This window comes from Lichenihabitans psoromatis, assembly GCF_004323635.1.
Classification (GTDB): domain Bacteria; phylum Pseudomonadota; class Alphaproteobacteria; order Rhizobiales; family Beijerinckiaceae; genus Lichenihabitans; species Lichenihabitans psoromatis.
Map to the genome: position 1 here is coordinate 993,786 of NZ_CP036515.1, position 23,619 is coordinate 1,017,404.

At 64.8% G+C, this 23,619-nt stretch carries 22 protein-coding genes; 14 read left to right on the top strand and 8 right to left on the bottom strand.

Annotated elements, in window-relative coordinates:
- The first annotated feature begins 250 nt into the window (after positions 1-250).
- Both EY713_RS04640 and EY713_RS04645 read left to right on the top strand, forming a co-directional pair.
- Complete coding sequence (locus EY713_RS04640; protein WP_131113778.1) at positions 251-1,627, top strand: aminotransferase class III-fold pyridoxal phosphate-dependent enzyme; 1,377 nt, start codon at positions 251-253, stop codon at positions 1,625-1,627.
- Positions 1,628-1,636: 9 nt separating this feature from the next.
- On the top strand, positions 1,637-2,071 hold the full coding sequence (locus EY713_RS04645) for a GNAT family N-acetyltransferase (protein WP_131113779.1): 435 nt from the start codon (positions 1,637-1,639) through the stop codon (positions 2,069-2,071).
- Here the strand turns inward: EY713_RS04645 and EY713_RS04650 are convergent.
- Together EY713_RS04650 and EY713_RS04655 are read right to left on the bottom strand one after the other, a co-directional pair.
- A complete protein-coding gene (locus EY713_RS04650) occupies positions 2,046-3,086 on the bottom strand; it encodes an agmatine deiminase family protein (RefSeq protein WP_210215308.1) in 1,041 nt (346 codons plus the stop codon). The genes EY713_RS04645 and EY713_RS04650 overlap by 26 nt on opposite strands.
- Positions 3,083-3,769, bottom strand: a complete 687-nt coding sequence (locus EY713_RS04655) for a TetR/AcrR family transcriptional regulator (protein WP_131113780.1) — start codon at positions 3,767-3,769, stop codon at positions 3,083-3,085. Before EY713_RS04655 ends, EY713_RS04650 begins: the two co-directional genes overlap by 4 nt.
- Positions 3,770-3,917: 148 nt before the next feature.
- On the opposite strand from EY713_RS04655, the gene EY713_RS04660 reads away from it, so the two are divergent.
- On the top strand, positions 3,918-5,378 hold the full coding sequence (locus EY713_RS04660; RefSeq protein WP_131113781.1) for an amidase: 1,461 nt from the start codon (positions 3,918-3,920) through the stop codon (positions 5,376-5,378).
- Positions 5,379-5,382: 4 nt separating this feature from the next.
- On the opposite strand, the gene EY713_RS04665 is transcribed toward EY713_RS04660, so the two are convergent.
- Together EY713_RS04665 and EY713_RS04670 are read right to left on the bottom strand one after the other, a co-directional pair.
- Complete coding sequence (locus tag EY713_RS04665; protein ID WP_131113782.1) at positions 5,383-6,513, bottom strand: M20/M25/M40 family metallo-hydrolase; 1,131 nt, start codon at positions 6,511-6,513, stop codon at positions 5,383-5,385.
- Between the two features lie 39 nt (positions 6,514-6,552).
- The gene (locus EY713_RS04670; RefSeq protein ID WP_165491027.1) at positions 6,553-7,278 is read right to left on the bottom strand and encodes a FadR/GntR family transcriptional regulator; all 726 of its coding nucleotides are present in this window, start codon (positions 7,276-7,278) and stop codon (positions 6,553-6,555) included.
- Positions 7,279-7,623: 345 nt separating this feature from the next.
- On the opposite strand from EY713_RS04670, the gene EY713_RS04675 reads away from it, so the two are divergent.
- The 7 genes from EY713_RS04675 (at position 7,624) to EY713_RS04705 (ending at position 14,462) form a co-directional block, all read left to right on the top strand.
- Positions 7,624-8,640, top strand: a complete 1,017-nt coding sequence (locus EY713_RS04675) for an ABC transporter ATP-binding protein (protein WP_131119273.1) — start codon at positions 7,624-7,626, stop codon at positions 8,638-8,640.
- Positions 8,637-9,521, top strand: a complete 885-nt coding sequence (locus EY713_RS04680; RefSeq protein ID WP_131113784.1) for an ABC transporter permease — start codon at positions 8,637-8,639, stop codon at positions 9,519-9,521. Before EY713_RS04675 ends, EY713_RS04680 begins: the two co-directional genes overlap by 4 nt.
- On the top strand, positions 9,518-10,309 hold the full coding sequence (locus EY713_RS04685) for an ABC transporter permease (RefSeq protein WP_131113785.1): 792 nt from the start codon (positions 9,518-9,520) through the stop codon (positions 10,307-10,309). Before EY713_RS04680 ends, EY713_RS04685 begins: the two co-directional genes overlap by 4 nt.
- Positions 10,310-10,341: 32 nt before the next feature.
- A complete protein-coding gene (locus EY713_RS04690) occupies positions 10,342-11,391 on the top strand; it encodes an extracellular solute-binding protein (protein WP_131113786.1) in 1,050 nt (349 codons plus the stop codon).
- Positions 11,392-11,425: 34 nt separating this feature from the next.
- Complete coding sequence (locus tag EY713_RS04695; RefSeq protein ID WP_131113787.1) at positions 11,426-11,767, top strand: cupin domain-containing protein; 342 nt, start codon at positions 11,426-11,428, stop codon at positions 11,765-11,767.
- 73 nt (positions 11,768-11,840) lie between these two features.
- Positions 11,841-13,121 (top strand): NAD(P)/FAD-dependent oxidoreductase, encoded by a 1,281-nt coding sequence (locus tag EY713_RS04700; RefSeq protein ID WP_131113788.1) that lies wholly within the window; start codon positions 11,841-11,843, stop codon positions 13,119-13,121.
- A gap of 39 nt (positions 13,122-13,160) precedes the next feature.
- Positions 13,161-14,462, top strand: coding sequence for an ArgE/DapE family deacylase (locus tag EY713_RS04705; RefSeq protein WP_131113789.1), 1,302 nt, complete (start codon positions 13,161-13,163; stop codon positions 14,460-14,462).
- Here the strand turns inward: EY713_RS04705 and EY713_RS04710 are convergent, their stop codons facing one another.
- Positions 14,463-15,752 (bottom strand): NAD(P)/FAD-dependent oxidoreductase, encoded by a 1,290-nt coding sequence (locus tag EY713_RS04710; protein ID WP_131113790.1) that lies wholly within the window; start codon positions 15,750-15,752, stop codon positions 14,463-14,465.
- Between the two features lie 202 nt (positions 15,753-15,954).
- Here EY713_RS04710 and EY713_RS04715 point away from each other — a divergent pair, with 202 nt between their 5' ends.
- Positions 15,955-16,512 (top strand): GNAT family N-acetyltransferase, encoded by a 558-nt coding sequence (locus tag EY713_RS04715; RefSeq protein ID WP_165491028.1) that lies wholly within the window; start codon positions 15,955-15,957, stop codon positions 16,510-16,512.
- Here the strand turns inward: EY713_RS04715 and EY713_RS04720 are convergent.
- Together EY713_RS04720 and EY713_RS04725 are read right to left on the bottom strand one after the other, a co-directional pair.
- On the bottom strand, positions 16,497-17,927 hold the full coding sequence (locus tag EY713_RS04720; protein WP_131113792.1) for an aldehyde dehydrogenase family protein: 1,431 nt from the start codon (positions 17,925-17,927) through the stop codon (positions 16,497-16,499). The genes EY713_RS04715 and EY713_RS04720 overlap by 16 nt on opposite strands.
- On the bottom strand, positions 17,924-18,727 hold the full coding sequence (locus EY713_RS04725; protein ID WP_131113793.1) for a GntR family transcriptional regulator: 804 nt from the start codon (positions 18,725-18,727) through the stop codon (positions 17,924-17,926). The genes EY713_RS04720 and EY713_RS04725 overlap by 4 nt, the downstream gene beginning before the upstream one ends.
- Positions 18,728-18,849: 122 nt before the next feature.
- Here EY713_RS04725 and ggt point away from each other — a divergent pair, with 122 nt between their 5' ends.
- Both ggt and speB read left to right on the top strand, forming a co-directional pair.
- The gene (ggt, locus tag EY713_RS04730; RefSeq protein WP_131113794.1) at positions 18,850-20,442 is read left to right on the top strand and encodes a gamma-glutamyltransferase; all 1,593 of its coding nucleotides are present in this window, start codon (positions 18,850-18,852) and stop codon (positions 20,440-20,442) included.
- A gap of 33 nt (positions 20,443-20,475) precedes the next feature.
- The gene (gene speB / locus EY713_RS04735) at positions 20,476-21,519 is read left to right on the top strand and encodes an agmatinase (protein ID WP_131113795.1); all 1,044 of its coding nucleotides are present in this window, start codon (positions 20,476-20,478) and stop codon (positions 21,517-21,519) included.
- A 12-nt stretch (positions 21,520-21,531) separates the two neighbouring features.
- On the opposite strand, the gene aptA is transcribed toward speB, so the two are convergent.
- The gene (gene aptA / locus EY713_RS04740; RefSeq protein WP_131113796.1) at positions 21,532-22,869 is read right to left on the bottom strand and encodes an omega-aminotransferase AptA; all 1,338 of its coding nucleotides are present in this window, start codon (positions 22,867-22,869) and stop codon (positions 21,532-21,534) included.
- Between the two features lie 154 nt (positions 22,870-23,023).
- Here aptA and EY713_RS04745 point away from each other — a divergent pair, with 154 nt between their 5' ends.
- Positions 23,024-23,596, top strand: a complete 573-nt coding sequence (locus EY713_RS04745) for a cupin domain-containing protein (RefSeq protein ID WP_131113797.1) — start codon at positions 23,024-23,026, stop codon at positions 23,594-23,596.
- Positions 23,597-23,619 lie beyond the last annotated feature (23 nt).

Sequence of the window (23,619 nt, forward strand, 5' to 3'; positions counted from 1 at the left end):
AACATCGTGGCCCGCATGCTGGTCGCCGCCTCCCATCCTGCTCGGATCGTGGGGTCCGTAGCAGAGATCGTGCCAGCGCTTCCGGCGGCTTCGATCCTTGTCGCAAGCCTATCCGGGTTGTGACAACAAGCAAGATTGGTTGGCGCTCCCCGCGCATAAATTAGTCGATTGACCAAAAATTTGACGCGACCTAGGCTGGACCAATCGGGCCTTCCGGTCCCATGGACGCCCCAACCGAGAGATCCCGGCCATGACGATGCTCGCTCCATCCCGCCCCAACGACACGCTGACGCGGCACATGCTCTACCCGTTCACCAATGCGAGTTATGCGGCCAAGAACCCGCCGCTGGTGATCGAGGGAGGCGAAGGCGTCTACATCATCGACAGCGAGGGACGGCGCTACATCGACGGACAGGCCGGCCTTTGGAACGTCAACGTCGGGCATGGCCGCGACGAGATCAAACAGGCGATCCGCGACCAACTCGAAAAGATCAGCTATTATTCGCAATTCGGCGGCACGACGACGACGCCATCGGTCGTCCTGGCCGAACGACTCTGCGCCATGGCATCCCATGAAGGAATGGCGCGGGCGTTCTATTCGTCCGGTGGTTCGGAGGCCAACGAAGCCGCCTTCAAGCTGGTGCGCCAATATTGGCGTCATGTCGGCGAACCCAATCGCCACAAGATCATCTCGCTGAAGCGCGCTTATCATGGCGTGACGCTCGGCGCCCTGTCGGCCAACGGAACGCCTGCCTACAAGGAGCATTTCGAGCCGCTGCTCGCCGGCTTCAGTCAGGTCGAGACGCCGCACGTCTACCGCAATCCGTTCACCGAGGACCCGGAAGCACTCGGTCGCCTCTGCGCCGAACTGCTCGACCGCGAGATCACCTATCAAGGGCCGAAAAGCGTCGCGGCCTTCATCGCCGAACCCGTGCAGGGTGCCGGCGGCGTCATCGTGCCGCCCGCGAACTTCTGGCCGCTGATCCGCGCCGTCTGCGACAAGCATGGCGTGTTGCTCATCTCGGACGAGGTGGTAACCGGCTTCGGCCGTCTGGGATCGATGTTCGGCTCGCGCCACTGGGGCGTCAAACCGGACATCATGGTGTTCGCCAAAGGCATCAACAGCGGCTACGTGCCGCTCGGCGCGACCGTGATGAACAAGCGGGTGGCCGATGCCTTCGTGACCGAGGATGAGAGCCAGTTCACCATGGCGGCCTTCTGGCACGGCAACACCTATGCGGGGCATCCGCTGGCCTGCGCCGCAGCACTCGCCAATCTCGACATCGTCGAGAGGGAGCATTTGGATCGGAATGCCGGCGAGGTCGGGTCCCACCTCCTGGCACGCCTCAGGGATGTGCAGCAGCGCCATCCCACCATGGGCGACGTGCGCGGCCTCGGGTTGATGATCGGTATCGAGCTCGTCAAGAATCCGGACACGAAAGAGGCCTTCGCCGCCTCGGCAAATTACGGCTCTCGGATCGCCGAAAAGTGCAAGCAGCAAGGCGTGCTGCTCCGTAACCTCGGCGACACGTTCATCCTTTCGCCGCCACTGGTCCTGACCAAGGCGCAGGCCGATACGATCGCGGATACGTTCGAGAGCGCCATCACCGACGTCGGGCGGATCTGAGTCAGACGTATGTCGACGGATCGCCCCAAACTCGTCATCCCGGCCGTTCCCGACCGGGCCGATCGCGAGATCCTGCTGTCGCGCCTCGCCGATTTCGAGGCCGAACAGGCAGGCCCGCTCGACATCAAGCATCTGGCGATCCTGCTGAAGGACGAGGCCGGAGCGACGATCGGCGGCCTCTGGGGCGTGTCGCTCTTCCGATGGCTGATCGTGGAACTCGTCTTCGTGCCGGCGCACCTGCGGGGCCAGGGTCTCGGCCGGGACATCATGGCGGAGGCCGAGCGCATCGCGATCGAACGCGGCTGTATCGGCATCTGGCTCGACACCTATGATTTTCAGGCGCCAGATTTCTACGAAAGCCTCGGCTTCGTGCCGTTCGGCGCGGTGTTCGATCAGCCGCCGGGACACAAGCGCATCTTCATGCAGAAGCGATTGGCGATCTGAGCACCGCTTTTGGCTGCTGCTGCGTGATGCAATGGATGTTGCCGCCGCCATCGGCGATGCCGTGGCCCGGTACGATCACGATCTCGCGGCCCGGAAAGACCGACGACAGGACCGTGGCCGCGTCATGATCAGTCGCCTCGTCGAAGCCTGGCATGACGAGGCCGCCGTTGGCGATGTAGAAATTCACGTAGGAGAGCGCCAGCACGTCACCGGCTTGATCGCGGCGACGCGGTGGCATCGGCAGGGTCGTGATGATCAGACTTCTCCCGCGCGCGTCGACCGCCGCTTCCAGCGCCGCTCGGGCCTCGATCAGGATGGCGTAATCCGGGTCGCTCGTATCGCCTGTCGCGGGCAGCAGCACGTGGCCGGGCGCGGCAAAGCAGCAGATATTGTCGACGTGGCCGCGCGTTTCATCGTTGGTGAGCCCCCGCTTCAGCCAAATCACGGTGTCGACGCCGAGCATGGCGCGCAGATGCCGCTCGATATCCGGCTTCGACAGATGTGGGTTGCGTCGGGGATCGAAGAGACATTCCTCGGTGGTGATCAGCGTGCCTTGTCCATCGACATGGATCGAGCCGCCTTCGAGGATCTGCGGCCCGACGATCCGGTGCGCGCCGGCGTGATCGATGATGTGCCGCGCCAGCCGAGCGTCGCGCGCGAATCCATCGTAGACGAGCCCCCAGGCATTGAAGCCCCAGTCGACGCCGGCAAGCGTGCCGTCGCCTGCGAGCACAAAGGTCGGGCCGGTGTCGCGTGTCCAGCTGTCGTCGAGTTCGGTTTGCACCAACGTCGCTGCGCTGCCAATCAGACCCCTCGCTTCGTCGAGATCGTCGACACGAACCATGACGGTCACGGGCTCGAACCGGGCGATCGCCTGCACGACGGCCGCAAAAGCCATGCGGGCGGATCCGAGGCCATGGCGCCACGCCTCGGCGCGGCAGGGCCACGCCATCCAGCAGCGCTCGTGCGGCTCCCATTCGGCCGGCATTCGCAGGGCTGGCTCGGCGCTTCTCATGCGGCCGCAATCCTCTTCAGTCGCGCGCCGCGAGGCGACAGCCGTGCCGCACGTGCCTGCACGCCAACCGTCAAGGCTTCGACACTTGCCCGCAAATCGCATTCCGATGCGCCAGCCAGCGATTGAAGGATCAGTCCATCAATGCCGGCGAGCATCAGCCGGGCCAAGTCCTCTGCATCCGCCGCCGCCAACTCCGGCGACGCACGGCCACCCGACAATAAATCCACATAGGCGCCGACATAGGCTTGATACTGGCGCGCCGCGAGCCATTCGCACCCCTTCGTGCGGACGGCGTAGAGTGTCAGTTCATATTGAACGATCTGCTTGGCTCGGGTCTGCTCGACATAGCTCCAGGACGCCCGCAGAATATAGGCGATCCGCGCGTCAAGCGCGTCGGAGGAGCGGGTCCGCGCCGTCAGGGTCGCGGTCATGTCGTCGATCATCATCTCGAGAACCGCGAGCAGCACCGCTTCCTTGCTGCTGAAATGATAATGCAGCGTCGCCAGCCGGATATCGCTCTCCTCCGCGATCCGTCGCGTCGTGGTCTGGCCGAGCCCATGCGTTTCGAGCGCCCGAAGCGCCCCGGCGACGATACGGGCCCGCGTTTCGGCACTTTTCGCGGTCGGTCGGCTTGGGCCGTGCTCGTCAGGCACAGCGGGTTCGGTGCGGCGGTCGTCAGTCATCGAAGGTCCAACACGATCATGATCGGATGATGCGGGCCGCCCACGTCTTGAGCAACCCCGAAGACGCGATGCGGCCGATCAGAATGGCTTCCGCGCCTCACGCACTCCCGCGTTGACATCACCGCGCCGGGTGCCGATCCTCCGGCGCATGAATGACAAAGCTACTCCCTCAAACCCAAAGACCGACGACCTCGCGCGACGAAGCGCCACGGAGTTGGCACGGCTCATCGCGTCCCGCACCGTCACGTCTCGGGCGGTCGTGTCGGCCTTTCTGTCGCGGATCGAGACGTTCAACCCGACCTATAACGCGATCGTGTCTTTGCGCCCGGCCGCCGATATTCTCGCCGAGGCCGAAAGGGCCGACGAGGCGGTCGCGCGTGGCCAAACGATCGGTCCACTTCATGGCCTGCCGATCGCCATCAAGGATCTCGCAGCCACCAAGGGACTGCGGACGACCCTTGGATCGCCCCTCTACTCCGACAACGTGCCGGACGCCGACGCTCTGGCGGTGGCGCGGGTACGGGGGGCCGGCGCCATCATCATCGGCAAAACCAATACGCCGGAATTCGGCCTCGGCTCGCATACCTACAACCCGATCTTCGGCGCGACCCGGAACGCCTTCGACCCGAGCCGCAGCGCCGGCGGCTCCAGCGGCGGAGCGGCAGTGGCGCTGGCTCTCTCGATGCTGCCGATCGCAGACGGCAGCGATTTCGGCGGCTCGCTCCGCAATCCGGCAGCCTGGAACAACGTCTTCGGCTTGCGGCCATCGCAAGGGCGCGTTCCCTCCACCGCTTCGCCCGACGCCTTCATGTCGCAGCTCTCGACCGACGGACCGATGGGGCGGCATGTCGAGGATCTGGCGTTGTTGCTCTCGGTCCAGGCTGGCCATGATGCAAGGGCGCCCCTCTCGCTGGACGGCACCGGCTTCCGCTACGAGCAGCATCTGGAGGGGTTCGGCCCGGCCCGGATCGCTTGGCTCGGCGACTTCGGTGGACATTTGCCGATGGAGAACGGGGTGCTCGACCTCTGCCGCAGTGGCCTGGCGCGCCTCGAAGCGCTCGGCTGCACGATCGTGCCGCTCGTCCCGGACTTCGATGCGGAAGCGCTGTGGCAAGCCTTCGTGGTGCTGCGGCAATTCTCCACCGGCGGCAAATTCATGGAGCATTATCGCGATCCCGCCAAACGGGCGCTGCTCAAGCCCGAGGCGCTGTGGGAATGCGAGGGATATTTGGCTTTGACGGCGCAGGACGTCTACGAGGCGGCCGTGGTCCGGTCGTCATGGTACGCCACCCTGCAGCAGATTTTTTTGGACGTCGACTTTCTGGCTCTCCCGGCCGCTCAGATGTTTCCGTTTCCGGTCGAGACCACATGGCCTCGCTCCATCGCGGGTCGCCCGATGGACAGTTATCATCGCTGGATGGAGGTGGTGGCGCCCGTCACTCTGTCGGGTTTGCCGGCCATCAGCCTCCCGGTCGGCTTCGGCGGCGAGGGAGGCCATCTCCCGATGGGTGTGCAGATCGTGGGGCGCCCGCGCGACGATCTCTCGGTGCTGCGGCTTGCCTACGCCTATGAGCGCGCCAATCCGTGGATCGCAGCCGCGCGGGGCTGACGTCTTACATCAGGGTTGCGAGCAGGCCGGCCAGCAAGCGGCCGCGCTGCAGCGTCGCCGCAATCGCGATATGCTCGTCGAGCCGATGCAGACCATCGCCGACGGCTCCGAGCCCATCGAGCGTCGGAATGCCGAGCGCGCCCGTAAAATTGCCGTCCGATCCGCCGCCCGCGCTGCCATGGCCGATCGTCAGCCCCATCTCGGAGGCAAGCCGCTGCACGGTCGCCACCATGGCGAGCGTTCCCGCCTTCGGCTCCCAAACCGGCCGCGTCACACCGCGCGTGACATCGAACGACACGCCGTTCCGCGATCCCGCCATCGCCAGCATCGCGGCGACGCCGCGATCGAGATCCTCCTGGCGCTTGGCCATGCTGAGCACTTCGGCCACGCAGGTCGTGGCGACGCAATTGACCCATTGGCCGCCCCGCACCACGCCGACGCTGAAGGTGCAATCCTCGGTCGTCATCTCCTCGATCGCGATGATCCGGTCGGCCATCGCCCGGATCGCAGATCGCCCTTCGGCCAGGCGGGCTCCGGCATGGCTCGGACGCCCCGTCGTGGTGACCACGAACCGCGCGATCGCATAGCGTCCTGTGACAAGGTCGCCGTTGAGCCGCGCGGGTTCGGGGACCAGCACGAAACGATGCCGGCGCGCTTCGGCTTCGATGAGATCGCGGGTGCTCGGCGTCCCGACCTCTTCGTCGCCCGTGAACAGGATCGTGACCGGCAAAGGCGTCGCGATGCCGGCAGCCGCGAGCTCCTCCATCGCCTGCACGGCGAGGCAGGCGCCCGCCTTCATATCGAGAATGCCCGGCCCTTCGCATCGGTCACCGTCGCGGCGCCAGGGTAGCGTCCCCAACGTGCCAACGGGGTGGACCGTATCGAGATGGGCTAAAACGAGAAGGCCGGGCTCAGCCGCCTTCGGGTGCGGAAACCGGCCTCGCACGGCGCCCCCGAACCCCATCCGCCCGGCAATCCGCTCCACGCTCGCGCCCGCAAGCACGAGATCGCGGGCCGCGATGTCGAGCATGCGGTCGATGGCCAATCCGTCCCAGGTGGGGCTCTCGCAGGTCGTCCACCGCTGCAGCCTTTCCAGAAAGGCGTCCTCCGCAAACGGCAAGTCAGCGCAATGCATGGTGGCCTCGATGCTTCTTTAAGGTCAGGCTTGTTGCCTTCAGATCCCGAGCATCTTGAGCCGGACCTTCAGGAGATGATCGCGGATCGCGACAGCGCCGCCGACGGCATCGCGATTCGACAAGCTCAAAGCGATCCGGCGATGATCATCCTGGTAGCGCTTCCAGTGGTCCAGATCGGTGTGGCCCTGTTTGGTCAGCAGCCAGGGTTTTTCATGCCGGATGCCGATCACCGCGTCGTAAACGCTGATCGCGAGTCGATTATGGGACGCGGCCACCACCAAGCGATGGAACGCGCGGTCCCACTCCTCCCATTCCTGCAGGCCACTGGCCCGATCGCCCTGGTTCACGCAATCGACGATTGCGGCGAGGTCGGCATCGCTCGCCTGCAGCGTGATCATGTCGGCTAACCCGGGCTCCAGCGCCAATCTGAAATCGAGCATGTCGGCCGGGCTCGTGTCGAGCAGGCGAAACGTATCGACGGGGCGCGGGAGTTGCGGGCTTTCCTGCACGATCGTGCCATGGCCGACCTTGCGGACGATCTTGCCGGCCTTGTGCAATTCGGCCAAGGCGCTCCGCACCACACTGCGCGACGCACCAAATTGCGCCGCGAGTGCCCGCTCGGTCGCGATCCGCTCGCCGGGTTTGATCCGACCTTGGTCGATCGTCCGCTCGATCATGGCATGCAGCTGATCGACCTGCTGCCGCGCCCGGGCGCGGACATTTGCGGCGGGTGCTGCACGTCCCGTTTCGTCCTTGCTGGGCACGCATCCCTCGCTGAATTCGATCGACACTAGACCAATTAAGGCGAATCCCATGTCGCGGCAAGCTGCAACATAACACAGTGTCAAACCGCCCTTTATTGCTGCATTGCGTCATGATATTGAGCAGTTCAGGTATAAATTTGCGCTTTCGACGATCGAACAACTATGCCAATCTTGAACCAATTGCAGCCAATCGAGCCGTTTGGTTATGCGGGATTTGGGAGAGTGTTCTTGGGGGCTGTGCATTCCGATCCGGTGACGTCGGTCGAACCTGGGCGCCCCTCGCGAGCCAGCAAGGGCATCGAGGCTGCCGTCGATTGCCGCGATCTCGTCAAGGCCTATGGGGCCATGCGGGCGCTCGATCAGGTCTCGTTGACGATCCGGTCGAACGAGTTTTTCACCCTCCTCGGCCCCTCCGGTTGCGGCAAGACAACGCTGTTGCGGTCGATCGCCGGTTTCTCGACCCCCGACTCAGGCTCGATCAAAGTTCACGGTCAGGCGCTCGACGGGCTTCCGCCCTACCGCCGTCCGGTCAATACCGTGTTTCAAAGCTATGCGGTCTTCCCGCACCTGTCGGTGGAGCGGAACATCGCCTTCGGGCTCGAAATGAGCGGCCATCCAAAGGCGAAGATCGGGCCGCGCGTCGCCGAAATGCTGGCCCTGGTGCGGCTCGAGGGGCTGGGATCGCGGATGCCTTCCCAACTCTCCGGCGGCCAGCAACAACGCGTCGCCTTCGCCCGAGCGCTCGCACCCGGCCCCCGTGTGCTGCTTCTCGACGAACCGCTCTCGGCTCTCGACCAGAAGCTGCGAACCGAGATGCAGCTCGAGCTGAAACGTCTGCAGCGCGATGTCGGCATCACCTTCGTATTCGTGACCCACGATCAGCATGAGGCGCTGACGATGTCGGATCGGATCGCGGTCATGAGCGGCGGCAAGATCCTGCAGATCGGATCGCCGGAGGACATCTATGAGCGTCCGGCCGCGCGCTTCGTGGCCGATTTCATCGGCGACACCAATCTGATCGAAGCCACGCGCATCGCGCCGCAGGTCTACCGCACCGCGTCCGGCACGGATGTCAACGTGGTCGAGACAGATGCCGGCGCGGGTCCGATCGGGCAGACCGTCGCGCTCGTGATCCGTCCCGAGCGGACCTGGCTCAGCGAGCGGGGCCTCGGCGCCTTGCCAGGAACCGTCGATCAGGTCGTCTACGAGGGCGGAGACACGACCTATTACGTCGCGCTCCAGCAGGGTGGCCGGTTCCGCATCTGCGAGCAGAACCGCACGAATTCCAAACCGCGTTTCCCGCAAGGGGCGGCCGTCAGCGTGACGCTTCCGCCGGACGCCATCAGGGTTCTTGGTGCATGACCCTCAAACTCGAGCGCACGGCCCTGCTGTTTCCGGCCCTTTTCACGGTGGGCATCCTCTTCCTCGTGCCGCTCGGCTTCATGGCCTATGTGTCGACGCTGCAGCGCGGGCCCGATGGCGGCGTGCTCTGGGGCCAGCATACCGCCGATGCCTATCTGCAGTTTCTGTTCGAGCGCGACCTCGAAGACAATCTCGTCGTCAATACCGACTACATCCAGATTTTCCTACGCTCCATCGGTCTTGCGGCCATAACGGCCGCCTGCACGCTGATCTTGGCCTTCCCGACCGCGCTCTGGATGGCATTTCAACCACCCTCGCGCCGAACGCTTCTGCTTTTTCTGGTGACGGTTCCGTTCTGGACGAACCTTCTCGTGCGGAACTATTCATGGGTGCTGATGCTGCGGAGCGACGGGGTCGTCGATTGGGTCCTGATGGGCCTTCATCTCCGGACCCAATCGCTCGAGATCCTTTACACGCCTCTGGCGACCGGCATCGGCCTTGTCTATTCGTTCCTGCCCTACATGATCCTGCCGATCTACGTCAGCATGGAGAAGATCGACCGCCGCTACGTCGAGGCGGCCTTTGATCTCGGCGCCAACCGCCTGCAGGCTGTCCGCCGCATCATCCTGCCGCTCGCGATGCCGGGCATCACCGGCGGCGTCATCCTGGTCTTCGTGCCCTGCCTCGGCTCCTTCGTCAGTCCGGAACTGCTCGGCGGCGCCAAATCGATGATGATCGGCAGTCTCATCCAGCAGCAGTTCGGGCAGGCGCGGAACTGGCCCTTTGGCTCGGCGCTGGCTTTCGTGCTGCTCGGGCTCATCCTTCTGGCGCTCTGGTTGCACGCGATGCGTTACCGCCGCGGCGGCGAGGCCGCCTCATGAGCGAGGGTCAGGCTCTCTGGCGGTTTCCCGCCACACGCTTCACCGCCATGGCGGTGTTCACGTTCCTCTATGTGCCGATCATCGTCCTCATCGTGCTGTCGTTCAGCGCCGGCGACAGTTCCCTCTCGCGCTGGGAGGGGTTCAGCACGCGATGGTACGGCGTCGTGGCCGGCGACGCCGACATGTTGCGGGCCCTGAAGAACTCTCTCGTGGTCGCAAGCGTCGCAACGGTGGCCGGTACCGTGATCGCCATCATGGCGGGCCTGGCGACCAGCAAGGCTCGGTTTCGCGGCCAAGGTGTTGCGGAGGCCAGTCTCGCCATGCCGCTCATCGTTCCCGACATCGTCGCCGCCATCGCGATCCTTCTCTTCTTTGTCGCGATTGGTATTCCGCTCGGCCTGTTCAGCTTGATGCTGGCCCATACGGTCTTCGCGATCCCGATCGCCTATCTGCCGATCCGGGCGCGCCTGCAGGGGCTCGACGCCTCGCTGGCCGAAGCCGCCGCCGATCTCTACGCGCCGCCTTGGGCGACGTTCCGGCGCATCATCCTGCCGCTCATCTGGCCCGGCATCATCTCGGGCGCGATGCTAGCCTTCATCGGATCGCTCGGCGATGTGGTGGTCAGCTATTTCGTGTCTGGACCGGGCTCCACGACGCTGCCGGTCTACGTGTTCAGCATGGTCCGGATGGGCGTCACGCCCGCCGTCAATGCCATCTCGACCATTCTCATCGCCGTCTCCGTCACCTTGCTGACGGCGTCCTATCTCATCGGCCGACGCTTTCAATGAAGGCGGCGCCTATATCCTGGAGGGTCTTAGCCATGCAAAGCCGGTTCATCGCAGCATATCTCGTGGCCGCCGCGACCCTGTCGCCGCACATCTCCGCCTTCGCCGAAACGAAGCAGATGGTGCTCTACAACTGGTCGAACTACATGTCGCCCGACCTGTTGAAGCGGTTCGAGGCCGAGACCGGAATTGCGGTCACGCTCGATACCTATGACACCAACGAGTCGATGCTGGCCAAGATCCAGGCGGGCGGCGGAGGCTATGATGTGGTGGTGCCGACCGGGCCGACCGTGCAAGCGATGATCCGCGACGGCCTTGTGCTGAAGCTCGATGCATCGACCTTTACGAATTACAAGAACATCAAAGCCCCCTTCGATCATCCTGATTTCGACCCGGCCCGCGCCTATTCGGTGCCCTATATGTGGGGCACGACCGCCATTGCCTACGACACCGCCAAGGTGACGGGCGGCAAGATCGACAACAGCTGGAAGGAACTCTTCGAGCCCCGCCCCGAACTGGTCGGCAAGATCGGCATGTTGAAGGATTCAGGCGAGGTTTTCGGCGCGGCTGCTTATTATCTCGGTTACGATTACTGCACCGCAGACCCTAAGGAAGGTCAGAAGATCCTCGAATTGCTGGAAAAGCAGAAGCCGGCCGTCAAGGTCTATAACGCCGAAGGCACCGTGGATCGTGTCGCGAGCGGCGAAGTCGCCATGCAGCAAATGTGGAACGGCTCGTTTCACCGCGCCCATAAAAAGCTGCCGACCGTCGCTTATGTCTTCCCGAAAGAGGGCGTGAACCTGTGGGGCGACAACCTCGTCATCCCCAAGGGGGCCAAGAATGTCGAAAACGCCAAGATCTTCCTGAACTGGATGCTCGAGCCGAAGAACGCCGCGGAAGCCACAAATTTCACCGGCTATAACAATGCGATCACCGGCTCCGATCAATTTATGGATGCCAGCCTGAAGGATGACCCGGCCGTCAATGTCTCGAAGGAGACGATCGCGCTGTTCCGTCCGGTCAAGGATTGCTCGAAAGCCGCGCTCGACCTGCGCGACAAGATCTGGACGCGGCTCCTACGCTGATGTCGCGGCCACACCGTCTTCCGAGGGATCATCGATGACCGAAATGACCGACCCTGTCCGCCCGATCCGTTTCGACGCGGGACAGCAGCCAGATGGTCAGGGCACGACCACGACGAAGCAATGGTACGCCGACCCGACCGGCCGTTTTCAGGCCGGGTTCTGGTCGAGCGAGCCGAGCCGATCCGAGGTGACCTACGCGATCGACGAGATTTGCTTCCTGCTCGAGGGCACCGTCCGATTGACGGATGCCGGCGGCCATGCCGAAATCTTCCGAAGCGGTGACAGCTTCGTGGTTCCGGCCGGCTTCAAGGGCACGTGGGAGAATCTCGAGCCCGTGCGGAAATTCTACGCGATCCACAAGCCGGCCACGGGCTGATCGACAACCCGGCGCAGTCCGCTGAAACGAAGCGCTGCGCCGGCCAACATCTGACGAAGGATCTTCGATCGCCATGGCGGATGTCGACAGCTATTATTCCCGCACGCGAACCGAAACGCGCGACTATCCACCTCTCGACGGCGACCTCGACGTCGAGACGCTGGTGATCGGTGGCGGGCTGGCCGGCTGCGCGACGGCGCTCGATCTCGCCGAGCGTGGGCATTCGGTTGCGCTGATCGAGGCCGAGCGGATCGGCTGGGGCGCCTCAGGGCGCAACGGCGGCTTTGCGTCCGAGATCTTCCCCAATGGCGGCGAGGCGCTCGTCGACCGGGTCGGCCTGTCGCGCGCACGGGAATTTCAGGCCATCGCCAGCCATGGCCTCGCGCTGGTCCGGAAGCGCATCACCGATTACGGCATCGATTGCGGGCCTGTCCAGACGGGAGCGCTGAAGTGCAATATCGCGACCAAGAGCGAAGATCTGCGAAAAACACAGGCCTATATGGCCGACAAGTTCGGCCTAACCTACGATTATTGGCCGGCCGACAAACTGCGTGACGCGCTGTCGACCACACAATATTCGGATGCGCTGTTCGTGCCCTCGACACTCGCGCTGCATCCCCTCAACCTCACCTGCGGTTTGGCGCGGGCCGGCGCGGAGCGTGGCGTGAAATTGTTTGAGCGCACCCCGGCGCTCGACCTCAAGACCGGCCCAGGCCGCAAGACGGTTCGCACCGCGCGAGGGACGATTCGGGCGGATCGCATCGTGATCACCTGCGGCGGCTATATCAACGGTCTGCAATCCGCGATCTCCGGCGCCACCGTGCCGATCGCCACCTTCGTGATGGCGACAGAACGGCTCGGCGAGCGGCTCAAGGATGCGATCCGGGTTCCCTACGCGATCTTCGACAATACGGTGGCGGTAAATTACTACCGCCCGCTTGCCGATACCCGATTGCTCTGGGGCGGCCGTGTCCTTGCCTGGCAGCCCGATCCGAAGCGGATCGCCGCCCTTCTGCGGCGCGACATGGTGAAATTCTATCCGGCTCTGGCAGAGGCGCATGTCGAGGTCGCTTGGGGCGGCATGATGCCGTTCACCCGGCACAAGATGCCGGTCATCGGGCAGATCGAGCCGGACGTCTGGTATGCCACCGGCTTCGGTGGCCTCGGCGTCTCGCTGACGTCGGCGGTCGGGAACGTGATCGCCAAGGCGATTGTCGAAGGCGACGAGACATGGACGCTCTTCGAGGCGTTCGGCCTGCCCTATGCGGGCGGCAAACTCGGCAAAATTCCAGCCCAGATGATCTACTGGACGCATCAGATGAAAGCTGCGGCCGGCTTCCCCTCGACCCACTGACGTTTCAGACTGACGGCGACAAGACAGATAAGGCGCTCCATGCCCGATCCCGACCTGATGGCCCGCTTGTCGGCCGCCATTGACGCAAATTTCGACCAGCAGACGGCCTGGCTGCAAACCCTCGTGGCATTCCCGAGCATCAGAGGCGAAGAGGCCCCCTGCCAGGATTGGCTGGCGCGCGATTTCGCTTCACGCGGCTGGAGCGTCGATCGTTATACGCTGAGCGAGGTCGCGATGAGCCACCTGCCCGGCTTCTCGCCGGTGATGGATACCGATTACACCAAGGCGGTGCAGGTGGTGGCGGCGCTGCGTGCACCCGATGCTGTTGGCAAAAGCCTCATCCTGCAGGGGCATGTCGATGTGGTGCCGCCCGGCCCGGCCGGCATGTGGTCGACCCCGGCGTTCGAGCCCGCGATCAGCAACGGCCGCATGAACGGGCGCGGCGCGCAGGATATGAAATCGGGCGTGTCATGCCTCGTCTTTGCGCTGCAGGCGTTGCACGACGCGGGCTACGCGCCCGGCTCGGACGTCTACCTGCAGACCGTCACGGAGGAGGAATGCACCGGCAACGGGGCTCTCTCGACCCTGGCGCGCGGCTATCGCGCCGATGCGGTGCTGATCCCCGAGCCGACCGGCCAGACCATCACGCGTGGCCATGTCGGAGTGATGTGGTTCCGCATCCGCGTGCAAGGCGCGCCTGTCCATGTGATGAACAGCCAGACCGGAACCAATGCGATCATGTCGGCCTATCGCGTGTTGACGGCGCTGGAAGCCCTGACGGCGCGGATCAATGCGCGAGCCAAGGACGATCTCGTCTTCCAGGGGGTCGACAACCCGGTCAAGTTCAATCCCGGCGTCATCCGGGGCGGCGATTGGCCGAGTTCGACGCCGGCGTGGTGCGAGGTCGATTGCCGGATCGGTCTGATGCCCGGCACGGCGCTGTCGGAGGCGCGAGCCGAGGTGCTGGAGGCGATCGCCGAGGCCGCCGGGCAGGATAGGTTCATGGCCGATCACCCGCCCGAGGTCACCTGGAACGGCTTTCAGGCGGACGGTTACGTGTTGGAGCCGGGCGGCGAAGCCGAGGCGGTCCTCGGCGCGGCGCATCACGGCGTATTCGGCGATGCCATGGAGCAGCGGGCTTCGACCGGCGTCAACGACACGCGATTCTATGGTCTCTACTACGGCATTCCCGGCCTCTGCTACGGCCCCAGCGGGTCGGGCCTGCACGGCTTCGACGAATGGTCCGACCTCGACAGCGTCCGCAAGACCACGCTGGTGATTGCGACCTTCGTGGCGGACTGGTGCGGCCTCGTCCCTCTCGACGGGAGCAAGGCCGCCTGATCAGAGGCCGAGCGCCATGCGGGCTCGCCCGTAGGCGATCCGCGCCTTGACGGCGACGGGCCACAGCGCATGCAGGCGCATCGGCTTGATGGGCGTCACCGGCATGGTGAGATCGGCCGCCGCCGTTCCCGTGACGCGCCGGGCGATCTCCCCGCCCATGGCGGTCGCCATCGCGATGCCGCGTCCATTATAGCCGAGGCAGGCGATCAGGTGCGGCGCCGGCTCGTGCAGATGCGGGTAGTGATCCGGCGTGATCGCGAGTTGTCCGTTCCATCCATGCGACCAGGCGGGGTCGCCGATGAACGGATAGAGCCGCTTCGCGTAAGCCGTGAGGTCGCGAAAGCCGTCCGGTCCTTCGAGATTTCGCAAACGGCTGCGGCCCCCCATCAACAGGCGGTTCTGTGCATCGAGGCGGAAATAGACCGTGACGGACTCATGCTCGTAGAGCACAGAGCGATGCGGCAGGATCCGATCGGCGATCGCGGCGGGGAGAGGCTCGGTCGCCACGATGCCGCTATAGACCGGCACGATCGATTGGCGAAGGCCGGGCCAGAGGTCGTCCGTGTAGCCGTTGGTGGCCAACACGACCCAGGTGGCGGTCACGACACCGTTCGGGGTCGAAACGCTCCAGCCGTCGCCCTGACGCGACAGCGCCGTCACCTTCGTCTGTCCGTGGATCGCGGCCCCGGCTTTGATCGCGGCATCGGCGAGCCCCCGCGCAAAGCCGAGCGGATTGACCGAGCCGCCGCGTCGATCGAGCGCCCCGAACTGATATCGATCGGTGCCCGACGCCCTTGCGACAGCATCGCGATCGAGCCCCTCGACCGGGAGGCCGCGCCGCTGCCACCCCTCGGTGGCGCGGCGAAGATAATCCGCCGAGCCTCGGGTGAAGGCGGCCCGGATGGTGCCGGATTGATTGGCCTCGCAGCGAATCTGATGGGTACGGATCAGGTCGAAGACGAGGTTGGGAGCGTCGCCCGAGAACGCCACCATGCGCCGCCCCCGCTCGGCGCCAAAATCGGACTCGATCTGATCCGGCTCGTATTTCAGGCCCGAATTGACCTGCCCGCCATTGCGACCCGACGCGCCCCAGCCGGGCTCGTTGGCCTCCAGCACCGCGACATCGACCCCGCGTTGCGCGAGATGCAACGCGGTCGACAAGCCCGTGAAGCCACCGCCAATCACCGCGACATCGACGCGTTTGGGTGCGACGACCGGGCCGGTGTCGGCCCGCTCACGCGCCGTCTCGGCGTAAAGGCTGCGCGGCAGCCGGCTTCTGGTCTCTGTCATTGCCGTATCGGTCGACATCGTCCCCATCCGATCATTGCCCGTCATGCCGTCCCCGATGCCCGTTCGATCGATCCGCGCCAGCCCTCAAACGCCGGAGGCTTTTGGATGCAAAATCGGATACAATTTTCGTGCTAGAGCGCGTTCCTTCGAGCGAAACTGCCGTTCGCCTGTCGAGCCGCTCCACCGTAGCCTTGGATTGACCATGGAAGACCTGTACCAGCCCGTCCACGAGATCGAAACGGGATGGTGTCGTGACCCCGCCATCGCGAGTGACATCGCGCGGCTCTTCGTGGCCGGTGCGGACCCCTCTTATATTTCCCATTCCGAGCTTCAGTTCGGCCGCGCGGAAACGCCCGATCGCTGGGCCTCCGACCTCGGCGCCATCATCCTCTCCTCGGCCACCAAAGCCATCGCGGACGCGGCCCGCCCGACCACGGACCCGCATACGAAACTGGCGGTCGCGACCGCGAATGGCACCATCGTCGGCTTCGCCTTCGTGTCCTTCATGCCGGGCGTCAGGACGCCGTTCGCGACCCTCGAGGATCTGCTGGTCACGGGCGCTCGTGGCCAGGGCGCCGGGCGCGCCATGCTGGATTGGATCGCAAGGACCTGCCGGACGGCCGGATTTTTGCGGCTGTTTCTGGAAAGCGGTGCCCGCAACGACCGTGCGCACCACTTTTTCGAGCGTCACGGCTTCGAGCAGGTGTCGATCGTCATGAAGCGAGACCTTCCAGGCCTGGACGATCAATCCTCGCCATAGCCCGCGATCCCCTTCGTCTCGACGAAATCATGGATGCCGAAATCCGCATATTCGCGGCCGTTGCCCGATTGCTTGTAGCCGCCGAACGGAGCGCGCGTGTCCCAATCGGGATAGTTGATGTTGACGAGCCCGGCGCGCAACCGGCCGGCGACGCGACGGGCCGCAGCAAGATCGCCGCCCTGAACGTAAGCCGCCAGACCATAGACCGTGTCGTTGGCGAGCCGGATCGCGTCCGCCTCGTCTGTATAGGACAGGATCGACAGAACCGGACCGAAGATTTCCTCGCGGGAGATCCGCATGTCGGGTTTGACGTGGCCGAACACGGTAGGCTTGACATAATAGCCGTGATCGAGACCCTCGGGACGCCCCAATCCGCCCGTCACCAGCGTGGCGCCTTCGGCGATGCCGGCTTCGATCATTCCCTGGATCTTGTCATATTGGGTCTGGCTGACGACCGGGCCGAGATCGGTGCCGGCGTCCAGCGGCGGACCCACCCGCAGCGCTTCGGCGGCCGCTTTGGCGAAGGCCAGCGCCTCGGTCTCGCGATCGGCCGGCACGAACATCCGGGTCGGCGCGTCGCAGGATTGCCCGCTATTGCCGAAACATGCGTCAACCCCCTTACGGACGGCACTTTCGAGATCGGCATCCGGCAGGATGATATTGGCCGATTTGCCGCCGAGCTCTTGGCTGACCCGCTTGACCGTATCGGCCGCCGTCTTCGCAACGATGATACCGGCGCGGGTCGAGCCCGTGAACGACACCATGTCAATGCCGGGATGACCCGCCATGACCTGCCCGACGTCCGGGCCGGTTCCGTTCACGAGATTGAAGACACCCTTGGGCAGAGCTGCTGCATCGATCACTTCGGCGAAGATGATGCCGCTGATTGGCGCGATCTCGCTCGGCTTCAGGACCATCGTGCAGCCCGCCGCGAGCGCCGGCGCGACCTTGCACATGATCTGATTGAGGGGCCAGTTCCACGGCGTGATCAGACCGACCACGCCGATCGGCTCCTTGACGACCCGGGTGGAGCCGCGCGTCTCGTCGAACGTGAAGGCCTCGAGCGCCTCGATCGTGGCTTCGAGATGGGCGCGGCCCACATAGGCCTGCGATCCGCGGGCGAACTCGATCGGCGCCCCCATCTCCTGGCTGACTGCCTGAGCGATATCCTCGTAGCGGGCGTTGTAGGCATCGAGCAGGCGGCGAAGCAGCGCGAGGCGATCGGCCCGGCTGGTCTGTGAGAAGGTCTCGAACGCCACTTGCGCCGCCGCGACGGCCCGGTCGACATCCGCGGTCGCGCCGCCCGAAATGCTCGTGTAGGGCCGCTCGGTCGAAGGGTCGATCACCTCGATCGGATTGGGCGTGATCGGATCGACCCAAGCGCCATCGATGTAGAACTGCAGATGATGGGTCATGAGGCCTCCTTCGATCCAGCCGGGGCTCGATCGCCCCGCCGCTGCCGACGATGATTGTAGATGTCCCGCACCTTGGCCATGTTGCGCAACGAGCTTTGCACATGGGCGCGGGCGGCTGCGGCTGCCGCCACGGCATCGCGCGCTAGAATGGCGTCCGCGATGGCCTCGTGTTCCGACAAGCCGACGTCTTCCCAATCGACCCACAGCACTTCGAGCCAAAGAGCGAGCCGCAGCTTCTGATAGATTTGGCCCGTCACCGTGATGAGCGCCTCGTTGCGGGTCGCGACCACGATCACCTCATGGATCAGCAATCCCAGATCGAGGTCGCGCGCGGCATCGGACGGCGTCGATTTGTTGGTCGCATGCAGAACGCGCATCTGCTCGACCAGCGCCCGAATGTGCTGCAGATCGGTCTCGGTTGCGTTGACGCAGGCGAGTTCCGCCGCGCAAACATCGAGAGCCTCGCGCACCGCGAGAAGATCGCAGACAGCCGCGACGTCGAGATCGAGCACTGTGTAGCCGACGTTGCGCCGGCCGACCACGAGGCCCTCTTGTTCGAGCTTCATCAAGGCTTCGCGCAGCGGCGTGCGGCTGACCCCGAGACGGGCCGCAAGCCGACTTTCGGAGAGATGTTCGGCCGAGCGGAGCTGGCCGCTGAGGATCATCTCCTTCAGGTCCAAATAGGTCGTTTCCCGAACCGACGGGCTCGACGCGACCGGCTTGATGGGCGCCGCACGGCCCGACGGCCGAGCCGGAGACGTCTTTGGCGGCGCTGCTCGCACGCTCCGCGTGACCGTCATGGTCGAAACATCCTTGTGGTGCGCCCGTAATTGGATACGATTTCGTATACTGGCATGTCTCGCAGTGTCGATCGAGTATGCTTTCTGCAAATCATGGGCCGGTGCAGCCGGGCGGAGCACACATGCGCGATTATGAAAAACCGGGCCGATCCTTGGTCATGGCCCGTTATGGCATGGCGGCCACATCGCATTCGTCCGCCAGTCTCGCCGCCGTCAATATGCTGCAGGCCGGGGGCAATGCGATCGACGCCGCCATTGCGGCCTGCGCGGTCCAATGCGTCGTCGAGCCCGGTTCGACCGGGATCGGCGGCGATTGTTTCGCGCTGATCTCGCCGGACGGCAGCGATCGCATCGTCGCCTATAACGGCTCGGGCCGCGCGCCCGCCGCCGCCACGACCGATTGGTACACACAGCAGGGCTTCACGACGATCCCGCGTCAATCGCCACATGCCGTCACTGTGCCGGGAGCGGTCGAGGCCTGGGCGCGCTTGCTGCAGGATCATGGCACGCGCAGCCTGGGTGAGGTTGTGGCGCCCGCCGTCGCACTGGCGCGGGACGGTTATGCCGTGAGTTCACGCGTCGGGCGCGACTGGATCAACCAGGAGGCGCTGCTGCGGGCCGATCCGGATGCGGCGCGGATCTTCCTGCCGGACGGCCATGCGCCGAAGGCCGGAACCGTGCATCGCCAACCCGAACTCGCCGCGACGCTGGAGGCCATCGGACGGGACGGCCCGGACGCCTTCTACAAGGGCGAACGCGCCGCCGACATGGTGGCGCATCTGCGGGGGCTTGGCGGCCTGCATACAGCCGAGGATTTCGCCTCCGCGCGCGGCACCTACGAGACGCCGATCAAGACCAGTTTTCGCGGCCACGACATTTTTGAATGTCCGCCCGGCGGCCAGGGCGTGATCGCCTTGATGATCCTGAACATCCTCTCGGGGTTCGAGGGTCGTGGCGACCCGCTCTCGCCTGATCGACTGCACATCGAGATCGAGGCCACGAAGTTGGCGTACTCGATCCGCGACGCCGTGCTGGCCGACCCGGCCAAGGCCGACGTGCCGATCGAGTGGCTCTTGTCGGACACGCTTGCGGCAGAGTTGCGGAGCCGCATCGATCTCACCTCATGCCTCGACGACATCCCGGCCTTCTTACCGCCGGACCACAAGGACACGGTTTATATCTGCGTCGTTGACAAGAACCGCATGGCGGTCAGTTTCATCAACTCGATCTTTCATCCGTTCGGTAGCGGCATCGTGGAGCCGAACAGCGGTGTGTTGTTCCACAATCGCGGCCAGAGTTTCGTCGTGGAGGCAGGGCACCCGAACGCCATCGCGCCCAGCAAGCGGCCGTTACACACCATCATCCCCGGCATGATGGCGCGCGAGGGGCGCGTCGAGATGCCGTTTGGCGTGATGGGCGGCCATTATCAGGCGATGGGGCACGCGCATTTCGTCTCGAAGCTGCTCGACTATGGCCTGAACATGCAGGCCGCGATCGATCTGCCGCGCCTATTCCCGAAGCCCGGCACACGCGAGGTCGAAGCGGAAGCAACGCTGCCGGCCGCAACCCGGATCGAGCTCGAACGGCGCGGCTTTAGAATCGTGCCGCCGTCCTGGGCGATCGGCGGGGCGCAAGCTATTTCGATCGACTGGGACACCGGTGTGCTGATCGGCGCCTCCGACCATCGCAAGGACGGCGCCGCGCTCGGCTATTGAGCCGTTTCAAACACAATCCGGGAGGAACCGACTATGTTCGATGCCGACAAACTCGCCGCGCTCAGGGCCCGATACGCGAACGCGACCGGCAGCGACATCTTCGATCCGACGTTTAAGCGCGTCGCCGATCTCGTGTTCAAGGAGGGCGACAAACGCCCCGCACCCTATGCCGGTGTTCCGACGCTCCTTCGTGCGCCTTACCGGCCCGACCGCGACCTGTCGGATCTCGACATCGCGCTGCTCGGCGTGCCGATGGACCTCGGCGTGACGCACCGCTCTGGCGCGCGGTTCGGCCCCAAAGCGATCCGCAATGTCGAGCGGATCGGCCCCTACGAACATGTTCTGAAGGCGGTGCCGGCCGGTGACGTCCGGGTCGCCGACATCGGAGACGTGCCGTTCCGCAGCCGCTTCGATCTCGCAGCCTCCCATGAGGATATCGAAACCTGCGTGGCGCGCATCGTGGCGGCGGGGGTCGTCCCGCTGTCGGTCGGCGGCGATCATTCGATCAGCCTTCCCGTGTTGCGCGCCGTGGGCCGAGATCGCCCGGTCGGGCTGATCCACATCGACGCCCATTGCGACACGAGCGGGTCGTTCGAAGACTGCAAGTTCCATCATGGTGGCCCGTTCCGTCAGGCCGTTCTCGATGGCGTGCTCGATCCGGAACGGACCATCCAGATCGGGATCCGCGGCAATTCGGAATTCCTGTGGGAGTTCTCGTATGCGAGCGGCATGACCGTGATCCACGCCGAAGAGGTCGATCGGATGGGTCTAGAAGCCGTGATCAAGCAGGCCCGTGCCATCACGGGGGATGGGCCGACCTATGTGACGTTCGACGTCGACAGTCTCGACCCAGCTTTTGCGCCTGGCACCGGCACGCCGGAGGTGGGCGGCCTTACGTCGAGCCAAGCGCTGGCGATCCTGCGCGGCCTGATCGGGCACGATATCGTGGGCGGCGACGTGGTCGAGGTAGCGCCGCAATATGATCCGACCACCAACACGGCCCAGATCGCGGCCCAGGTGTTGTTCGAACTCCTTTGCCTCAGTGCGGCGGCCGTGCAGAAACGACGCCGCATCTGAAGCACGCGACGATCAGGCGACCTGCTTCAGCACGTCGCCCAGCATCGACACGAGGGTCGTGATCTGCTCCCGCTCGATGATGAGCGGCGGTGACAACGCGATGATGTCGCCGGTGGTGCGGACCAGCAGCCCCTTCTCGAAGGCCTTCACAAACGCCTCGTAGGCGCGCGTGCCCGGCGCGCCGGCCCGGGGTGCAAGCTCGATCCCGGCGATCAGGCCGATGGTGCGGATGTCGATCACGTTCGGCAGCCCTTTGAGGCTGTGGATCGCGTCGTGCCACGTTTCGGCCAAGTCGGCGCCCCGGGTCAGCAGGCCCTCCTCGGCATAGATGTCGAGCGTGGCGATGCCGGCCGCGCAGCCGACGGGATGGCCCGAGTAGGTGTAGCCGTGGAAGAGCTCGATGGCATTCTCCGGCCCCCGCATCAGCGCGTCATGCACGGTGCGGCTTGCGAAGACCGCGCCCATCGGAATGCAGCCGTTGGTCAGGCCTTTGGCTGTTGTCATCATGTCGGGTTTCACGCCGAAGTATTCCGCCCCGAACGGGGTGCCGAGGCGTCCGAACCCGCTGATGACTTCGTCGAAGATCAACAGAATGCCGTGTTGATCGCAGATGGCGCGCAAGCGTTCCAGGTAGCCGTTCGGTGCGATCAGAACCCCGGTCGACCCTGCGACGGGCTCGACGATCACGGCCGCGATGGTTTCGGCGCCATGCAGCGCCACCAGCCGTTCGAGATCCTCGGCGAGGTCCGCCCCATGCTCGGGCTGGCCTCTGACATAGGCGTTGCGCGCCAGATCATGGGTATGCCGCAGGTGGTCGGTGCCCGGCAACTGCGGGAAAACCCGGCGGTTGTTGAGGATGCCGCCGACCGAGATGCCGCCGAACCCGACCCCGTGGTAACCACGCTCGCGACCGATGAACCGGGTGCGGGTGCCCTGCCCGATGGCACGCTGATACGCGATCGCGATCTTGAGCGCCGTATCGACCGATTCCGACCCCGAGCCGGTGAAGAAAACCCGATCGAGCCCGGCGGGCGCGATCTTGGCGAGACGCTCGGCGAAGTCGAACACGATGGGATGCGCCATCTGGAAAGTCGGCGCAAAATCGAGATCCATCAATTGCCGTTCGACCGCTTCGGCGATCTGGCGTCGGCCATGCCCGGCATTGACGCACCACAGCCCCGCCGTCCCATCGAGCACCGTGCGCCCATCGGCGCTCTCGTAATACATACCCTTGGCCGAGGTCAGCATACGGGGCGCCGCCTTGAATTGGCGGTTTGCCGTAAACGGCATCCAGAAATTTTCGAGATTCGGCTCGTTCGAGCCCGGGCGGTCGATGGCGTCGAGGGTCATGCGGTTGGGTTCCGGTTCGGACCCAACAATGCGCGGGGCCGGACGCCTCAACAAGATGGTTTCTGCTCATCGGCAACATGCTTCAATCGTAGAGACGCAGCTTCATGTGTTAGTCGATACGCACCACTTGCACCACGCGGAGGCGAGGCGAGGCATGACGTTCGACCCGGATTTCGACCAGACCCTCAAACTCGGGGCCCGTCTCAAAGCGGTCCGACAGTCGCACCAGCTCTCGCAGCGCGCACTCGCCAAGCGCGTCGGCCTTGCTCACTCGACCCTGTCGCTGATCGAATCGAACCAGATGAATCCATCGGTCGGCGCGCTCAAGCGCATTCTCGACGGCATCCCAATCGGACTCGCGGCCTTCTTCAGCTTCGAGCCGGAGCCGAGCCGGACCGTGTTCTATGCGGCCGAGGATCTGGTCGAGATCGGCAAGGGTCCGATCTCGTTCCGGCAGGTCGGCGACACGCTATTCGGACGCGCGCTGCAGATCCTCAAGGAACGCTATGAGCCGGGTGCCGATACCGGACGCGTCCCCCTGACCCATAAGGGCGAGGAAGGCGGGATCGTGCTGAGCGGCCGGCTCGAGGTCACGGTCGGTGACGAGCGGAAGATTCTGGGGGCGGGCGACGCCTATTATTTCGAAAGCCACCGCCCGCACCGGTTTCGCTGCGTCGGCCCGCAGGCCTGTGAGGTGGTCAGCGCCTGCACACCGCCAACGTTTTAAACATGAGCCCGCTTTGTTCAATC

Bases quoted from the DNA above. Each gene is read 5' to 3' on its own strand.
- EY713_RS04665 (WP_131113782.1), bottom strand. From the start codon at position 6,513: ATGCATTGCGCTGACTTGCCGTTTGCGGAGGACGCCTTTCTGGAAAGG.
- EY713_RS04720 (WP_131113792.1), bottom strand. From the start codon at position 17,927: ATGACCCATCATCTGCAGTTCTACATCGATGGCGCTTGGGTCGATCCG.
- ggt (WP_131113794.1), top strand. From the start codon at position 18,850: ATGCGCGATTATGAAAAACCGGGCCGATCCTTGGTCATGGCCCGTTAT.
- EY713_RS04695 (WP_131113787.1), top strand. From the start codon at position 11,426: ATGACCGAAATGACCGACCCTGTCCGCCCGATCCGTTTCGACGCGGGA.
- EY713_RS04745 (WP_131113797.1), top strand. From the start codon at position 23,024: ATGACGTTCGACCCGGATTTCGACCAGACCCTCAAACTCGGGGCCCGT.
- EY713_RS04660 (WP_131113781.1), top strand. From the start codon at position 3,918: ATGAATGACAAAGCTACTCCCTCAAACCCAAAGACCGACGACCTCGCG.
- EY713_RS04715 (WP_165491028.1), top strand. From the start codon at position 15,955: ATGGAAGACCTGTACCAGCCCGTCCACGAGATCGAAACGGGATGGTGT.
- aptA (WP_131113796.1), bottom strand. From the start codon at position 22,869: ATGACCCTCGACGCCATCGACCGCCCGGGCTCGAACGAGCCGAATCTC.
- EY713_RS04705 (WP_131113789.1), top strand. From the start codon at position 13,161: ATGCCCGATCCCGACCTGATGGCCCGCTTGTCGGCCGCCATTGACGCA.
- EY713_RS04680 (WP_131113784.1), top strand. From the start codon at position 8,637: ATGACCCTCAAACTCGAGCGCACGGCCCTGCTGTTTCCGGCCCTTTTC.
- EY713_RS04645 (WP_131113779.1), top strand. From the start codon at position 1,637: ATGTCGACGGATCGCCCCAAACTCGTCATCCCGGCCGTTCCCGACCGG.
- EY713_RS04675 (WP_131119273.1), top strand. From the start codon at position 7,624: ATGCGGGCGCTCGATCAGGTCTCGTTGACGATCCGGTCGAACGAGTTT.
- EY713_RS04710 (WP_131113790.1), bottom strand. From the start codon at position 15,752: ATGACAGAGACCAGAAGCCGGCTGCCGCGCAGCCTTTACGCCGAGACG.
- EY713_RS04655 (WP_131113780.1), bottom strand. From the start codon at position 3,769: ATGACTGACGACCGCCGCACCGAACCCGCTGTGCCTGACGAGCACGGC.
- EY713_RS04640 (WP_131113778.1), top strand. From the start codon at position 251: ATGACGATGCTCGCTCCATCCCGCCCCAACGACACGCTGACGCGGCAC.
- EY713_RS04690 (WP_131113786.1), top strand. From the start codon at position 10,342: ATGCAAAGCCGGTTCATCGCAGCATATCTCGTGGCCGCCGCGACCCTG.
- EY713_RS04700 (WP_131113788.1), top strand. From the start codon at position 11,841: ATGGCGGATGTCGACAGCTATTATTCCCGCACGCGAACCGAAACGCGC.
- EY713_RS04685 (WP_131113785.1), top strand. From the start codon at position 9,518: ATGAGCGAGGGTCAGGCTCTCTGGCGGTTTCCCGCCACACGCTTCACC.
- speB (WP_131113795.1), top strand. From the start codon at position 20,476: ATGTTCGATGCCGACAAACTCGCCGCGCTCAGGGCCCGATACGCGAAC.
- EY713_RS04725 (WP_131113793.1), bottom strand. From the start codon at position 18,727: ATGACGGTCACGCGGAGCGTGCGAGCAGCGCCGCCAAAGACGTCTCCG.
- EY713_RS04650 (WP_210215308.1), bottom strand. From the start codon at position 3,086: ATGAGAAGCGCCGAGCCAGCCCTGCGAATGCCGGCCGAATGGGAGCCG.